This is a genomic window from Streptomyces echinoruber (genome assembly GCF_014651135.1).
Taxonomy (GTDB): domain Bacteria; phylum Actinomycetota; class Actinomycetes; order Streptomycetales; family Streptomycetaceae; genus Streptomyces; species Streptomyces echinoruber.
Map to the genome: position 1 here is coordinate 32,874 of NZ_BMWH01000004.1, position 15,551 is coordinate 48,424.

Below are 15,551 nucleotides of genomic sequence, written 5' to 3' on the forward strand. Positions count from 1 at the left end.
CGTCATCCGTTGGACCACGCTCGTTGGCCAACATTTGTTGACGAACACTTGTTGGCCAACGATTGTTGGCCGACGCTTATTGGCCAACATCCGCTGGGCAACACCCTGCCGGTCAACGCCTGCCGGCCAACACTCGTTCGCCAACGGCTGTTGACCAACAGATGTCGACAACCGTACGCCCGCGACTCTGGACGAGTCAACGGTTGTTGGCCTACGTTTGTTGGCATGACTGCCGGTACCCACGCCACCAGCGGCCCCGCCCGCCGTTCCGACGCGACGCGCGCCGCGATCCTGCACGCCGCCCGGGAACGCTTCGCCGCCGACGGCTACGAGCGGGCCACCATCCGGGCCATCGCCCGGGACGCGCGCATCGACCCGTCGATGGTGATGCGGTACTTCGGCTCCAAGGACGGCCTGTTCGCCGCCGCCGTCTCCTTCGACCTGCGGCTGCCCGACCTGGGCGCGGTGCCGCGCGAGGAGGCCGGCCGTACGCTCGCGGGCCACTTCGTGGACATGTGGGAGGAGAACGGGGAGCTCACGGCGATGCTGCGGGTCGGCGCCACCAACCAGGGCGGCGCCGAGCGGATGCAGGAGATCTTCCGGGACCAGTTGCTGCCGGCCGTCCGGCAGGTCTGCCCCGACCCGGAGCAGGTCCCGGCACGGGCCGCGCTGTGCGCCGCGCAGGTGCTGGGGCTGGCGCTCACCCGTTACGTGCTGCGGTTCCCGCCCGCGGTGGCGCTCAGCCGGGAGGAGGTGGTGGCCTGGATGGGTCCCACCCTCCAGCGCTACCTCACCGCGCCCAGCCCCTGAGCCTCCGGCACGTCATGCAATGCACGGGCACGGCCTCCGAGCCGGGCCCACGGCGGGCCCGGCGCGGCAGGGCCGGGAGGCGGGCGTCCGCCGGAGCGGGCCGAGGGCGGGTGGAGACGGGGTCCGGTGCAGGCCGGTTCCCCGTGGCCGCCGCCCCGGGCGGATGGGTGTGCGCGGGTGGGTGCGCGGCGACCCGTGGAGCGAAGGCCCCTCAGGCCTTCGCGTCGGCCTTGGTGCTGATGTTGGAGCTGGTGACGTCCTGCTTCTTGTGCGACTTGTCGAGGAGGACGACCAGCCCGGTGATCACGGCGAAGATCAGCGCCGGGAGAGCGACGTAGAGGCCCAGCGTCTGGATGACGCTCAGGCCCTTGCCGGGGTCGTCGCCGTCGTCGCGGGTGAGCGCGAGCGCGGGGGACGACATGAGCAGCATCATCAGCGTCGTACCGGCCGCCAGGGCGCCGGCGCGCAGGGCGTTCTTCTTGTCCACGGGGCAAAAGTAGCGAACGCCCGAAGCGGACACGCGGCCGGGGTGCCGTATCGGCCGCCGCACCTCACACGGCCGGCCCCCTCGGCGCCTGCCCGCGGTCGCGACCGCGGCGCCGCCGTACGCCTTCCGTCCCGCGGCCCCGCGCCCCCACGGCGCCCCGCATCCCTACGGCGCCCCCGCGCCCTCCTGCGGCCCGCCCCCGCGGTCCCGCTCCGCCCGTCTCCCCTCGCGCAGCACGTCGACGAGGGCGTGCAGGCGCGGGGAGGCGGCGAGGTCCTCCAGGGTGACCGGGCGGGCGTCGGCGTCGGCGATGGGCAGGCGCCAGTTGGGGTACTGGTCCCAGGTGCCGGGGAGGTTCTGCGGCCGGCGGTCGCCGACGGTGTCGGGGAGCCAGACGCCGACCATGCGGGCGGGGGTGCGCAGCAGGAAGCGGTGGACGGCCTGGATCTCGGCCTCCTCCTCGGCGGCGCAGTGCCCGCCGCCGGTGTCCCGCAGCAGGCCGAGGCCGGCCAGCACCTCCAGCCACTCGCCGGTGTCGGCGGCGGCCTCGGCGCGTTCGTGTTCCAGGGGGCGGGTGAGCAGGCCGAGGCGGTGGCGGAGGTCGACGTGCTCGCCGGTGAGGCGGGCGGCGGTGGGCGGCAGGTCGTGGGTGGTCGCGGTGGCGAGGCAGTCGGCGCGCCAGCGTTCGGGCGGCAGCGGCCGGCCGTCGCCCTCCCAGTCCCTCTCGAACCACAGCACGGAGGTGCCGAGCACGCCCCGCCGGTCCAGGGCCTCCCGCACGCCCGGCTCGACGGTCCCCAGGTCCTCGCCGATCACCACGGCCCCGGCGCGGGAGGCCTCCAGGACCAGGACGGCGAGCATGGCCTCGGCGTCGTAGCGGACGTAGGTGCCCTCGGTGGGCGGCTTGCCGTGCGGGATCCACCACAGGCGGAACAGGCCCATGACGTGGTCGATGCGCAGGGCGCCGGTGTAGCGGAACAGGCCGCGCAGCAGGTCGCGGTAGGGGGCGTAGCCGGAGGCGGCGAGGCGGTCGGGGCGCCAGGGCGGCAGGCCCCAGTCCTGGCCGCGGGCGTTGAAGGCGTCCGGCGGGGCGCCGATGGACATGGCGGCGGCGAAGTGGTCCTGCTGGGCCCAGGCGTCGGCGCCGCCGGGGTGCACGCCGACGGCGAGGTCGTGCACGATCCCGACGGGCATGCCGGCCTCGCGGGCGGTGCGCTGGGCGGCGGTGAGCTGGCTGTCGGTGAGCCAGGCGAGGTGGCTGTGGAAGTCGACGCGGTCCATCAGCTCGGCGCGGGCGCGGGCGGTCTCCGGCGAGCGCGGGTCGCGCAGGCCCGTGGGCCAGGTGTGCCAGTCGGGGCCGTGGACCTCGGCGAGCGCGCACCAGGTGGCGTGGTCCTTCAGGGCCTGTCCCTGGGCGGCGAGGAAGTCGCAGTAGGCGGCGCGGCGGCCCGGTCCGAGCGGCACTTCGCGGAGGAGTTCCAGCGCCTCCCGTTTCAGTTCCCATACGGCGTCCCGGTCGATGAGCCGGCCCTTGTCGAGGACGTCGGCGCGCTGCCGGGCGGCCCGCTCCAGCAGCGAGCGCAGCCGGTCGCGGTCCTCGATGTGGGCGAACTCGGGGACGTCCTCGATCCGCAGGTGGACGGGGTCGGGGAAGCGGCGTGAGGAGGGGCGGTAGGGGGAGGGGTCGGTGGGGGTGCCGGGCACGGCCGCGTGCAGCGGGTTGACCTGCACGAACCCGGCGCCGAGCGCCCGCCCGGCCCAGCCGGCCAGTTCGGCGAGGTCGCCCAGGTCGCCCATGCCCCAGGAGCGGGTGGACAGCAAGGAGTACAGCTGGACGAGGAAGCCCCAGGAGCGGGCGGCGGGCGTGGGCAGCCGGTCCGGGGCGACCACCAGGTGGGCGTGCTGGGTGCGGCCGTCGGGGGCGGTGGCGGTGAGCCGGTGCACGCCGGGCGGGAGCAGGTCGGCGGCGGCCCGGGTCTCGCCCTGCTCGGTCCGGATGCGCAGGCGGGTGCCGGCGGGCAGCGCGGCCAGCGCCTCGGGGGTGCCGCCGCCCCAGCACACCACGGTGGGCGGCAGCAGCCGCTCGCGCAGCTCCGCCTCCCGGGCGGCGAGCGCGGCACGGGTGGCCTCGGGGGTGGCCGCGTCCACGCCGAGCGCGGCCAGGGCGGCGACAACGGCGTCCTCGCAGGCCGTGACGGTGCGGTCGGGCGAGGGGCGGTAGGAGGTGGCCACGCCGTGCAGCCCGGCGAGCCGGGACAGGTCCCGGGGTAGTTCCCGCGGCGGTTCCTGGGCGGGCGGCCCGGCGGGCCGGGGGGCGGTCATCTACAGCCCCGGGCCGTAGTGGTCGGCGTCGGCGTCGGACTCGCTGGTCAGGGGGGAGGCGTCGGCGAGCGGGGGTTCGCTGGTGAGGGGCTCGGCGTCGGGCAGCGGCGGTTCGCTGGTCAGCGGGGCCTCGGCGCAGGTGCCCTCGGAGTTGAGCGCGCGGACGTACGGGTCGGGCGCGGATTTGCCGCAGGGATCGTGCGCGGGTTTGCCGCAGGGGTCGGGTTCGGGCCGGGCGGGGGCGGGGAGGGCGGCGGAACAGGCCGGTGCGGGCACGGGGGCCTCCTTGTCGAGTACGGCATCAGGCGGCTTACCGCAGCCCTACCCAATGGGCGCGACGGCAGACGTCCACGATCTCACAACGTGTCCCTGGTCACATCGTGTTCCGGCGTCCGGTCCCCAGTCCGGGGCAAAGGCGGCGCAACGACCCACCGTCGTTGACACCCGCGCCGCGTGGATGGTGGGCTCGATGATCCTGTGGGGAGGACGCCGGACACCCGGGGCGCCTCCGCGGATCAGGGGCGAGCAGCGAGGAGGGGGGTCGCTCGGTGCGGCTTCGGCGTGGTGGCGTACGGCGTGCGCAGGCGTGGATCGGGCGCGCGGGCGCGCAGCCGGCGCGCGGGGATGCGCTCGGGGATGTGCGCGGGGATGCACGAGCCGGACGTGAAGGCGCCCAGCCGGCGCGCGGAGATGCGCGGACGGGGAGTGAAGGCGCGCCGGCCGGGCGCGGGAGTGCGCAGGCCGCGCGCGGGGACGCGCGGGCTACGCGCGCAGGCGCCCCGGTCCGGCGCGGCGCGGGGGCGGCCGCCCTGGCGTTCGCGGTCGTCGCCGGCGCCCTCGGCACGGCCCCGGCCGCCGTCGCGGCCCCGTCGCCGGGCGACGCGTCCGGCGCCTTTCCGGAGCAGTCGGCCGCGCCGGACGTCGCGGTCTGGCCGCGCCCGCAGTCGCTGCGCGTCACCGGCACCCCGGCGGTGGTGACGCGGCACGCCGCCGTGGTCGCGGACGCGCACGCGGACCCGTACGCCCTGGACGCGCTGCGCGCGCTCCTGCGCCGCGCCGGCGCGCACACCGTCACCACCCTCGACCCCGGTGCCCCCGTCCCGGCCGGCGCCCTGGTGGTGCGGGCGCGCACCGACGCGCAGGCCCCCGACGTACGGGACCTGCCCTCCGGCGGCTACCTGCTCACCGTCGGCGCCGAGGCCGTCACCCTCACCGGGGTCGGCGAGGACGGCCTGTTCCACGCCGTGCAGACCCTGCGGCAACTGGTCCGCGCCGACGGCACGATCGCGGGGGCGACGGTCCGCGACTGGCCGGGGACGGCGGTGCGCGGCGTCGCGGAGGGCTTCTACGGCACCCCGTGGACGCAGCGGCAGCGGCTGGCGCAACTGGACTTCCTGGGCCGCACCAAGCAGAACCGCTACCTGTACGCCCCCGGCGACGACCTGTACCGCCAGGCGCGCTGGCGCGAGCCGTACCCGGCGGCGCAGCGGGCGGCGTTCCGGGAGCTGGCCGAGCGGGCCCGGCGCAACCACGTCACGCTCGCCTGGGCGGTGGCCCCCGGCCAGTCGCTGTGCTTCGCCTCGGACGCGGACCTGCGGGCGCTGGCGCGCAAGCTGGACGCGATGTGGGCGCTGGGCTTCCGGGCGTTCCAGCTGCAGTTCCCGGACATCAGCTACACCGAGTGGCACTGCGGCGCGGACGCCGACCGGTTCGGCTCCGGCCCCGAGGCGGCGGCGCGCGCGCAGGCGCGCGTGGCGAACGCGCTCGCCCGGCACCTGGCCGAGCGCCACCCGGGCGCGGCGCCGCTGACGGTGCTGCCGACCGAGTTCTACGAGGACGGCGCCACCCCCTACCGCACGGCGCTGGCCGGCGCGCTGGACGCGGACGTGGAGGTGGCGTGGACCGGCGTCGGCGTCGTCCCGCGGACCATCACCGGACGCGAACTGGCCGGGGCGCGGGCGGCGTTCGGCGGGCACCGGCTGGTCACCGCGGACAACTACCCGGTCAACGACTACGCCGCCGACCGCCTCTTCCTCGGCCCGTACACCGGCCGCGAACCGGCCGTCGCCGCCGGTTCGGCCGCCCTGCTCGCCACCGCGATGCAGCAGGCCGAGGCGTCCCGCATCCCGCTGTTCACGGCCGCCGACTTCGCCTGGAACCCGCGCGCCTACCGCCCGCAGGAGTCGTGGCGGGCGGCGATCGCCGACCTCGCCGACGGCGACGCCCGGCGCGCCGAGGCCCTGGCGGCGCTGGCCGGCAACGACGCCTCCTCCGTCCTCGGCGGCACCGAGTCGGCGTACCTGCGCCCGCCGATCGAGGACCTGTGGCGGGCGCGGGCGACGAACGACCCGGCGGCGAACGAGGCCGCCGAGCGGCGGCTGCGCCACGCCTTCACGGTGCTGCGCGAGCTGCCCGAGCGCCTCGGTGACGACGGCCTGGGCCGGGAGGTCGCCCCGTGGGCCGAGCAACTGGCGCGCTACGGCGCGGCGGGCACGGCCGCACTGGACATGCTGCGCGCCCAGCGCACCGGCGATCCGGGCGCGGCCTGGGCGGCCTACCGCGACCTCGGCCGGCTGCGCGCGGAGCTGGGGCGCGGCCGCGTCACGGTGGGCCAGGGCGTGCTGGACCCGTTCCTGGCCCGGGCCGCGCGGGCGTACGCCTCCTGGGCGGGCCTGGAGCGCGAGCCGGCCGCGTCCCGGGGCGGCGCGGGCGACGGCCGGACCGTCCGCCTGCCGCGGGCCCGTGCCCTGGAGGCGGTGACGGTCCTGACCGACCCCGGCACCACGGGCGACGTGGAGGTGCACGTGCCCGGCGAGGGCTGGCACCGGGTCGGCGCCCTGTCCGCCACGGGCGCCACGAACGTCGCCGCACGCGCGCGTGCGGACGCCGTCCGCGTCACCGGCCCCTCCCCGTCCCGCGTCCACCACCTGGTGCCGTGGTACGCCGACTCGGCGCCCGCCGCCCTGGAGCTGTCGCGGACCGAGGCGGACCTGCCGGCCGGCACCACCGCCCGGGTGGCCACCGCCCGCCTGACCTCGCTGCGCCCGGCCGACGCCCACGGCAGGCTCACCGTCGAGGCGCCGCGGGACATCCGGGTCCACGTGCCGCGGGGCCCCCTCACGGTTCCGCGCGGCACGACGCTCGACGTCCCCGTCGAGGTGACGGTCCCGCACGGCGCGTCGGCGCGCTCGTACACCCTGCGGCTGTCCTTCGCCGGTGTCACCCGCACCGTCACCGTCCGCGCCTTCCCGCCCACCGGCGGCCCCGACCTGGCCCGTACCGGCACCGCGCGTTCCTCCGGTGACGAGACCCCCGACTTCCCCGCGTCGGCGGCCATCGACGGCAACCCGTCGACGCGCTGGTCCTCCCCGGTGGACGACGGCGCCTGGTGGCAGGTGGAGCTGCCCCGCCCGGCCCGCCTCGGCCAGGTCGTCCTGCACTGGCAGGACGCCCACCCCGCCGCCTACCGGGTCCAGGTCTCCCCCGACGGCCGCCACTGGCGCACCGCCGTCTCCGTCCGCTCCTCCCGGGGCGGCCGCGAGGTGCTGCGCATGGACGAGCGGGACGTGCGCCACCTGCGCGTGCAGGGCGAGAAGCGGGCGACGGCGTACGGGTACTCGCTGTGGTCGGTGGAGGCGTACGCGGTGACGGACCGGCCCGCCCGGCACTGAACGGTCCTTTCCAGGGCTTCTCCGGAGGGGCGCGTCGGGCTGGCCCCTTCGGGAGACGGACCTGACCGGCCCCTTCGCGGAGACGCGTCCGGCCGGCCCCTTCGGGAAGACGGCCGGAAGTTTTCCCGTCCCACTATTCACTCAGTACATGTACTGAGTACATACTGATCATCATGAGCACCCGCCACATCCTGCTGGGGCTGCTCGCCGCCGGGCCGAGCCATGGCTACGACCTCAAGCGGCGGCACGACGAGCGCTTCCCGCAGGCCCGCCCCCTCGCCTACGGGCAGGTCTACACGACCCTGCAGCGCCTGGTCCGCGACGGCCTCGCCCGGGTGGAGGGCACCGACGCGGACGGCGGCCCGGAGCGGACCCGGTACCGCGCCACCGACGACGGCGTGCGCGAACTGGCCCGCTGGACCGCGCAGCCCACCCCGCCCGCGCCGTTCGTGACCAACGAGATCTTCGCCAAGGTGGTCGTCGCGATCCTCACCGGCGGGGACCCGGCCGCCTACCTGCGGGCGCAGCGCGCCGCCCACATGGCGCGGATGCGGGAGCTCACGGCGCTCAAGACCGACCCGGGCGCGGACCTGGCCACCGTGCTCTCGGCGGACTACGCCCTCAACCACCTCGACGCCGACCTGCGCTGGATGACCACCACCGCGGCCCGGCTCACCACTTTGACCGCGGAGGTCGACACCGCATGACGGACATCGGGGGGCCGCCGCAGGCGGCCACGGATTCCGGCAGACCGCTGCTGGCGGCCCGGAACCTGACCAAGACCTACGGCAGAACGCACGCGCTGCGCGGCGCCGGCATCGAACTGGCGGCCGGGGAGATCCTCGCCGTCACCGGCCCGAGCGGCAGCGGCAAGTCCACGCTGCTGCACTGCCTGGCGGGGATCGTGCGTCCCGACGGGGGTGAGGTGACCTACGGCCGGGAACGCCTGGACCGCCTGCCGGAGGAGCGGCTGAGCGAGCTGCGCCGCACCGAGTTCGGGGTGGTGTTCCAGTTCGGCCAGCTGCTTCCGGAGCTGACCGCGCTCGACAACGTGGCGCTGCCGCTGCTGCTGGCCGGGACGGCGCGGGCACGGGCCCACGAGCGGGCCGGGGCCTGGCTGGAGCGGTTCGGGGTGCGCGGGCAGCAGGACCTGCGGCCGGGGGAGCTGAGCGGCGGCCAGGCCCAGCGGGTGGCGCTGGCGCGGGCGCTGGTCACCGGCCCGCGGGTGGTCTTCGCGGACGAGCCGACCGGAGCGCTGGACTCCCTGGCGGGCGAGCAGGTGATGTCCGCCCTGGTCCGCACGGCCCGCGCGGACGGCACCGCGGTGCTGCTGGTCACCCACGACGCCCAGGTCGCCGCGTACGCCGACCGCGAGGTCCGGATGCGCGACGGCGCGGTGGCCGGCGCGGAGGTGACGTCGTGAGCGACGGGAACCTCGGGGCGGATCTGCGGCTGGCGTGGCTGCTGAGCCGCGGCTCGGACCGGCGGGAGTGGTGGCGGGCCGGGCTCACGGCGCTGGGCGCGGCCCTGGCGACCGGTTTCACGCTCGCGGCGGTCGCGGTCGCGTCGGTCCAAGGGCAGGTGAACGCGCCCATCGGCGGCGGCCTGCTCGACCGGCCCGGCGAGCGCTCCGGAGTGGTGCTCGCGCTGCTGCTCCTGCTGATCCCGGTGCTCGGTCTCCTCGGCCAGGGCGCCCGCGTCGGCGCCGTGCACCGCGACCGGCGGCTGGCCGGGCTGCGGCTGGCGGGAGCGTCCCCGGCGCGGGTGCGGCGGATCGCGGCACTGGAGACGGGCCTGGTCTGCCTGCTGGGCTCGGCCCTGGCCACGGCCGGAGCCGTACCGCTGCTGCTCGCGGCCTGGCACCCGCCGGCCCGGGTGTGGGCGGGCGCGGCGCTGGTCGCCGCGGCGGTGCCGGTGCTCGGCGCGCTGGTGAGCGTGGTCGCGCTGCGGCGGGTCGCGGCCTCTCCGCTGGGAACGGTGCGGCGGGTGCGCCCGGAGCGGGGGCCGTCCGCGGCGTTCCCGGTGGCGGCGGTACTGCTGGTGGCCGTGGGCCTGCTGGTGACTCCGGAGGCGTTCCGCGGCGTCCTGACCGCGCCGCTCCTGGTGACCGGGGCCGTGGTCGCCACGGGCGCGGGCGCGCTGTGGCTGACCGGCGCCGCCGCGCGGCTGACCGGCCGGCTGCTCGCGGCCCGCACCGGGCGGCCCGCGGTGCTGATCGCGGCGGAGCGGCTGCGCCAGGATCCGTGGGCGGCGGCCCGCACCCACGCGGCCGTGCTGCTGGTGACGGTCGTGGGGACGGGCTTCGTCGGCGTGCGCCAGGCGTTCCTGGCCGACCTGCGCGGCAAGCCGGAAACGCTCACGACGGACCTGTCCTTCTACACCACGGGACTGGACCTCACCGCCGCCGCGATCCTCGTCGCCCTGGTCCTCGCCCTGGCCGCGCTCGCCGTCGGCACCGCCGAGTCCCTCGCCACCCGGCGCCGGGAGCTGGCCGCGCAGGCCGCCGCCGGGGTGCCCCGCGCGGTGCTGGCCCGGGCCCTGCTGCTGGAGACCGCCCTGCCGCTGGCGCCCGCGCTGCTGGTGGCGGGCTGCGGGGGCCTGGCGATCGGCGTCTGGTACGCGGCCGTCAACGGCACCCGCACGATGCCGTACGCGGCGCTGCTCGTGCCCTTCGGGGTGTTCGGCTGCTGCCTGCTGGCCGCGGCGGCCTCCCTGCCGCTGCTGCGGCGCTCGGTACGGCCGGGCGAACTGCGCCACGCGTGAGCGGCCGGACGAGCTGCGCCACGCCGTTGCGCCACGCGTGAGCGGCCGGCCCCGGGGCACGGGGGACCCCGGGGCCGGCCGCCGGCATGCGAAGGCCCGGATCTCAGGCCGATATGCCGTCGATCCGGGCCAGGACGTCGTCCGCGCCGTACGGCTGCAGGTAGGGCAGCCAGCGCGGGTCCCTATGGCCGGTGCCGATGATGCGCCAGGCCAGACCGGTCGGCGGGGCCGGTTTGTGGCGCAGGCGCCAGCCGAGTTCCACGAGGTGGCGGTCGGCCTTGAGGTGGTTGCAGCGGCGGCAGGAGGCCACCACGTTGTCCCAGACGTGCTTGCCGCCGCGGGAGCGCGGGACGACGTGGTCGACGCTGGTGGCGACGCCGCCGCAGTACATGCAGCGGCCCCCGTCGCGGGCGAAGAGCGCCCGGCGGGTCAGAGGAACGGGCCCCCGGTAGGGAACCCGCACGAAACGCTTGAGCCGGACCACGCTGGGTGCGGGGACGGTGACGGTCGCGCTGTGCAGGTAGGCGCCGGACTCCTCGAGGCAGACGGCCTTGTTCTCGAGGACGAGGACGAGCGCGCGGCGGAGCGGTACGACGCCGAGCGGCTCGTACGACGCGTTGAGGACCAGGACATGCGGCACGGTGCCTCCTTGTACGCCGGCGGCGCGTGGCTCGCGCCGGGACGATCTGCAGTCAGTCTCCCCTCCGGCCTGGTGAACGCGCCACCATGTCCCGGTAACGGGCTGGGAGTGTTTTCGACCACACCTGATGTGTCCCCCGCTTCGCGGCCGGTTCAAGCCCGCGTGAGTTCGGTCTCTCCCGCGGTCCTCCCCGCGACTTCCCGACGATCCCCACACGGTCCCCCGCTAATGTGGTGGTTCTGCCCGACCGGTGACCTTTCCGTGACCTGATCGACACCCGAAGCGCATCCGCACCGGGGGCAGCCGCCGCACCTGGAGGTACCTGCCGTGTCCCTGCCCGACGTCCTGCCGGCCGCCGGTTCCGCGCCGTCGCCGCTACCGTCGCCGTCGCCGTCCCCGACGACGGATCCGGCGGTCGCCACGCTCCAGGACGCCCAGCAGAGCGCCACGAACGCCGCGAGCTGGGTGGAGCAGAACTGGTCCACCTGGCTGGCCATCGGCCTGCGGGTGCTGCTGATCCTCGTCGTCGCGGCCGTGCTGCGCGCGGTGGTGCGGCGGGCGATCACCAAGCTCATAGAGCGCATGAACCGCACCGTGCAGACGGTGGACGGCACCGGGCTGGCCGGCCTGCTGGTCAACGCCGAGCGGCGTCGGCAGCGCGCGGCGGCCATCGGCTCGGTGCTGCGCTCGGTGGCCAGCTTCCTGATCATGGGCACGGCCGCCCTGATGATCCTCTCCGCGTTCGAGATCAACCTCGCGCCGCTGCTGGCGTCCGCCGGTGTCGCCGGTGTGGCGATCGGTTTCGGCGCGCGCAACCTGGTGACGGACTTCCTCTCCGGCGTGTTCATGATCCTGGAGGACCAGTACGGCGTCGGCGACACCATCGACGCGGGCGTGGCCACCGGCGAGGTCATCGAGGTCGGCCTGCGCGTGACCAAGCTGCGCGGCGACGGCGGCGAGATCTGGTACGTCCGCAACGGCGAGGTCAAGCGCATCGGCAACATGTCGCAGGGCTGGTCGGTGGCGAACGTCGACGTCACCGTCCGCGCCGACGAGGACCTGGACCGGCTCAAGGCCACGCTCGACCAGGTCGCCGAGAAGATGAGCAAGGAAGAGCCCTGGAACGAGCTGCTGTGGGGTCCGGTGGAGGTCCTCGGCCTGGACAGCGTGCTGCTCGACTCCATGGTGGTCCGCGTCTCCGCCAAGACGATGCCCGGCAAGTCCCTTTCCGTCGAACGCGAGCTGCGCTGGCGCATCAAGCGCGCCTTCGACGCCGCCGACATCCGCATCGTCGGCGGCGCCACCGCCACCGCCGAGGAGGACCCGGCGCCGGCGCCGGACCCGACGGCCGCGGTGACACCCCCCTCGGCCCACGCCGACCCGGAGTCCCCGCAGGCCCAGGCGGCCGCACCGATCACCCCGCAGCGGCAGGCGGCGAAGTAGCGGCCGGCCCTGCGGGAGACGGGAGAAAGGCGGAGGCGGTCCGGGGAGACCCGGGCCGCCTTTCCTTGTTCGTTCCTCCTTGTTCCGCGGCGTTCTCCGCGGCGGGGGCTCTCCGACGGGTCGAAACGATTCGGCACACCCGTTCGAGTGAAGGTGGGCCGCGTTCCGCCGCCGGGACCGGTCGTCGGCTCCATCGTTCTGCCAGGGCTGCCGGGGCAGCCCGCGCGGACGCGGCCCGGCACCAGTGCGAAGAGGAGACCAGCGATGAGCGCCGAACCGGTCCTGGAGCGGTGATGACGCAGGTGGACCCCATCGACCTGTTGAGCGCGATCGAAGAGGCGTCTCCGACGCCGATTCGACCCGAGTACGTCGAGGGGACGGTCATCGTGCCGCCGCGACCTGACGACCACCACAACGACGGCGCCGGCGAGCTGTCCTTCCAGTTCCGCGCGGCCGGATTCCGCCTCGTCGGCTTCGGTAACGGCTATCGGGCCGCCAACAAGGACGGCACCACCATGGCCCTGCTCGTCCCCGACTTCTACGTCCGCCGCCGCAAGGCCTCCGCACTCGACGAGTCCTACCGCAGGGCGCACAAGGGCTGGTATCCCGTCGACATGATCGCTCTGGTCGGGGAGGTCACCTCGACCAACCACTGGGCGGACACCGGTCCCAAACTCCGCACCTACGCCGCCAGCGTCCCTGTCCACGTGCTCGTCAACCGCACCACCAAGACGGCCCACTGCTGCACGACGCCGATCCTCCCCGGCGACGACCCCACCAAGGCTCATTACGACGACGAGACCGAGGTCGGCCTCGGTGAGCCGCTGCCCCTCCCGGACCCGTACCCCGCCCTGGACACGGCCCCGTTCCTCGGCGACCTTGGGGACTGACGTCCACAGGAGCGTCCCGTCCGTCCGACCGCGCCCCGTGCACGGGCCGGCCCGCCGGGCTCACCAGGCTCACCGGAGGAACCGCCCGTGAAACTCGCCGTGGTCGGCGGAGGCTCGACCTACACCCCGGAACTCGTCGACGGCTTCGCGCGGTTGCGCGACACCCTGCCTGTGACGGAGCTGGTGCTCGTCGACCCGGCGGCCGACCGGCTGGAGCTCGTCGGCGGCCTCGCCCGGCGCATCCTCGCCCGGCGGGGGCACGGCGCACGGGTCGTCACGACGGACGACCTGGAAGCGGGCGCCGACGGAGCCGACGCCGTGCTGCTCCAACTGCGCGTCGGCGGACAGGCCGCCCGCGAGCGGGACGAGACCTGGCCGCTGGAGTGCGGGTGCGTCGGCCAGGAGACCACCGGCGCGGGCGGCCTGGCCAAGGCGCTGCGGACCGTGCCGGTCGTCCTCGACATCGCCGAGCGGGTGCGCCGCACCAACCCGCGCGCCTGGATCGTCGACTTCACCAACCCCGTCGGCATCGTCACCCGCGCCCTGCTGCGGGCCGGGCACCGGGCCGTCGGGCTGTGCAACGTCGCCATCGGCCTGCAGCGCAAGTTCGCCGCCCTGCTGGAGGTCGCCCCCGCCGACGTCCACCTCGACCACGTCGGCCTCAATCACCTCACCTGGGAGACCGGCGTCCGCCTCGGCGGCCCCGACGGCGCCGACGTCCTGCCCCGGCTGCTGGCCGAGCACGGCGCCGCGATCGCCGCCGGCCTGCGGCTGCCGCCCGAGCTGCTGGAGCGCCTCGGTGTCGTGCCGTCGTACTACCTGCGGTACTACTACGCGCACGACGAGGTGGTCGCGCAGCAGCGCGGCGAGCCGTCCCGGGCCGCCGAAGTGGCCCGCATGGAGCGGGAGCTGCTGGCGATGTACGGCGACCCGGCGCTCGACGAGAAGCCCGCGCTGCTGGCCAAGCGGGGCGGCGCGTACTACTCGGAGGCGGCCGTGGACCTCACCGCGGCGCTGCTCGGCGGCGAGCGGGCCGGCCCGTACCAGGTGGTGAACACGTACAACAACGGCACGCTGCCCTTCCTGGACGACGACGCGGTGATCGAGGTGCCCGCGGCCGTGGGCCCCAAGGGGCCGGCCCCGCTGCCCGTGCCCGCCGTGGACCCGCTGCACGCCGGGCTGATCGCGCACGTGGCGGCGTACGAGGAACTGGCGCTGCGGGCCGCCCTGCACGGCGGCCGGAACCGGGTCTTCCGCGCACTGCTCGCCCACCCCCTCGTCGGCCGGTACGCCACCGCCGAGGCGCTCACCGACCGGCTGCTCGCCCACAACCGGGAGTACCTGCCGTGGGCGTGAGCGTCCTGGCGATCGACGCGGGCAACAGCAAGACCGACGTCGCGGTGGTCACGGCGGACGGGGAGATCCTGGCCACCGCGCGCGGCGGCGGCTTCCGGCCCCCGGCGGTCGGCACCGAGGCGGCGGTCGACACGTTGGCGAAGGCGGTGCGGGAAGCCTTCACGGCCGGGGGCGTCACCCGCGTCACCCACGTCTCCGCCTGCCTCGCCAACGCCGACCTGCCGGTGGAGGAGGAGCAGTTGACGGCCGCGCTGCACGCGCGCGCGTGGGGCGCGACGACCGAGGTCCGCAACGACACCTTCGCCCTGCTGCGCGCCGGGCTCGACGAACCCAGGGGCGTCGCGGTCGTCTGCGGCGCCGGCATCAACTGCGCCGGCCTGCGGCCCGACGGACGCACCGCCCGCTTCCCCGCCCTCGGCCGCCTCTCCGGCGACTGGGGCGGCGGCTGGGTCCTCGCCGAGGAGGCCCTGTGGCACGCGGCCCGCGCCGCCGACGGCCGCGGCGCCCCCACCGCCCTGGCCCGCACCCTCCCCGCCCACTTCGGCCTGCCCGCCATGGACGACCTCGTCGAGGCGCTGCACCTGGGCCGCATCCCCGCCGCCCGCCGCCACGAGCTGGTCCCGGTCCTCTTCACGACCGCCGCCGCCGGCGACCCGGTCGCCCGCTCCCTCGTCGACCGGCTGGCCGACGAGGTGGTCACCCTGGCCGTCGTCGCCCTCACCCGCCTGGACCTCCTCGCCGAGGAGACCCCCGTCGTGCTCGGCGGCGGCGTCCTCGCCGCCGGGCACGCCCGCCTGACGTCCCGTATCGAGGAGCGGTTGGCGGCCCGCGCCCCGAAGGCGGTGCCGCGGGTGGTGCGGGCGCGACCGGTGCTGGGGGCCGCGCTGCTGGGGCTGGACCGGGTGGGGGCGGGCGCGGAGGCGCGGGACAGGGTGCGGGCCCGCTTCGCGGACGGCGCACCGTAGGCACGCGGGTGCCCCGTGGCGCCGTGGGCGCGGAGTCCTGTGGGCGAGCAGGTGTCCCGTAGCACCGTGGGCGCGGAGCCCCGGAGCCCCGTAGGCGCGCAGGTGTCCCGTAACCCGTGGGTGCGGGTGCCCCGCCCCGCGGCGGCCCGCCGGCGCCGCCCCTGGCGGGGAACCGATCCCCCTCCCGCGGCGTATCAACAGGCA

General features: G+C 76.0%; 13 protein-coding genes. 9 read left to right on the plus strand and 4 right to left on the minus strand.

Translation table 11 applies throughout. From position 1 onward, the window contains the following. Nucleotides 1-225: 225 nt before the first annotated feature. Nucleotides 226-810 (plus strand): TetR/AcrR family transcriptional regulator, encoded by a 585-nt coding sequence (locus IE225_RS07160; RefSeq protein WP_190056508.1) that lies wholly within the window; start codon nucleotides 226-228, stop codon nucleotides 808-810. A gap of 211 nt (nucleotides 811-1,021) precedes the next feature. Here the strand turns inward: IE225_RS07160 and IE225_RS07165 are convergent, their stop codons facing one another. The 3 genes from IE225_RS07165 to IE225_RS07175 form a co-directional block, all read right to left on the minus strand. Beyond that, nucleotides 1,022-1,297, minus strand: coding sequence for a hypothetical protein (locus tag IE225_RS07165; RefSeq protein WP_190056509.1), 276 nt, complete (start codon nucleotides 1,295-1,297; stop codon nucleotides 1,022-1,024). 165 nt (nucleotides 1,298-1,462) lie between these two features. Next, nucleotides 1,463-3,619: a 4-alpha-glucanotransferase gene (malQ, locus tag IE225_RS07170; protein WP_190056510.1), complete on the minus strand. Its 2,157-nt coding sequence runs from the start codon at nucleotides 3,617-3,619 to the stop codon at nucleotides 1,463-1,465. After that, a complete protein-coding gene (locus IE225_RS07175; protein WP_190056511.1) occupies nucleotides 3,620-3,895 on the minus strand; it encodes a hypothetical protein in 276 nt (91 codons plus the stop codon). Nucleotides 3,896-4,428: 533 nt separating this feature from the next. Here IE225_RS07175 and IE225_RS07180 point away from each other — a divergent pair. The 4 genes from IE225_RS07180 to IE225_RS07195 all read left to right on the plus strand — a co-directional run bounded on the left by IE225_RS07180 (nucleotide 4,429) and on the right by IE225_RS07195 (nucleotide 10,053). Further along, entirely contained in the window at nucleotides 4,429-7,290 is a 2,862-nt protein-coding gene (locus IE225_RS07180) for a beta-N-acetylglucosaminidase domain-containing protein (protein WP_190056826.1), read from the plus strand. A gap of 173 nt (nucleotides 7,291-7,463) precedes the next feature. Beyond that, nucleotides 7,464-7,997, plus strand: coding sequence for a PadR family transcriptional regulator (locus tag IE225_RS07185; RefSeq protein ID WP_190056512.1), 534 nt, complete (start codon nucleotides 7,464-7,466; stop codon nucleotides 7,995-7,997). Continuing rightward, entirely contained in the window at nucleotides 7,994-8,713 is a 720-nt protein-coding gene (locus tag IE225_RS07190; protein WP_190056513.1) for an ABC transporter ATP-binding protein, read from the plus strand. Before IE225_RS07185 ends, IE225_RS07190 begins: the two co-directional genes overlap by 4 nt. Next, nucleotides 8,710-10,053 carry an FtsX-like permease family protein gene (locus IE225_RS07195; RefSeq protein ID WP_190056514.1) on the plus strand — a complete coding sequence of 448 codons (1,344 nt, stop codon included), beginning with the start codon at nucleotides 8,710-8,712 and terminating at the stop codon, nucleotides 10,051-10,053. The genes IE225_RS07190 and IE225_RS07195 overlap by 4 nt, the downstream gene beginning before the upstream one ends. Before the next feature lie 103 nt (nucleotides 10,054-10,156). Here IE225_RS07195 and IE225_RS07200 read toward each other — a convergent pair whose 3' ends face one another. Then, nucleotides 10,157-10,693, minus strand: a complete 537-nt coding sequence (locus IE225_RS07200) for an HNH endonuclease (protein WP_190056515.1) — start codon at nucleotides 10,691-10,693, stop codon at nucleotides 10,157-10,159. A gap of 327 nt (nucleotides 10,694-11,020) precedes the next feature. Between IE225_RS07200 and IE225_RS07205 the strand changes: the two genes are divergently transcribed. The 4 genes from IE225_RS07205 (at nucleotide 11,021) to IE225_RS07220 (ending at nucleotide 15,347) form a co-directional block, all read left to right on the plus strand. Continuing rightward, nucleotides 11,021-12,136 carry a mechanosensitive ion channel family protein gene (locus IE225_RS07205; RefSeq protein WP_190056516.1) on the plus strand — a complete coding sequence of 372 codons (1,116 nt, stop codon included), beginning with the start codon at nucleotides 11,021-11,023 and terminating at the stop codon, nucleotides 12,134-12,136. 293 nt (nucleotides 12,137-12,429) lie between these two features. Beyond that, entirely contained in the window at nucleotides 12,430-13,026 is a 597-nt protein-coding gene (locus IE225_RS07210) for a Uma2 family endonuclease (RefSeq protein ID WP_190056517.1), read from the plus strand. Between the two features lie 87 nt (nucleotides 13,027-13,113). Next, nucleotides 13,114-14,382, plus strand: coding sequence for a 6-phospho-beta-glucosidase (locus IE225_RS07215; RefSeq protein ID WP_190056518.1), 1,269 nt, complete (start codon nucleotides 13,114-13,116; stop codon nucleotides 14,380-14,382). Continuing rightward, nucleotides 14,373-15,347, plus strand: coding sequence for an N-acetylglucosamine kinase (locus tag IE225_RS07220; protein ID WP_190056519.1), 975 nt, complete (start codon nucleotides 14,373-14,375; stop codon nucleotides 15,345-15,347). Before IE225_RS07215 ends, IE225_RS07220 begins: the two co-directional genes overlap by 10 nt. Nucleotides 15,348-15,551 lie beyond the last annotated feature (204 nt).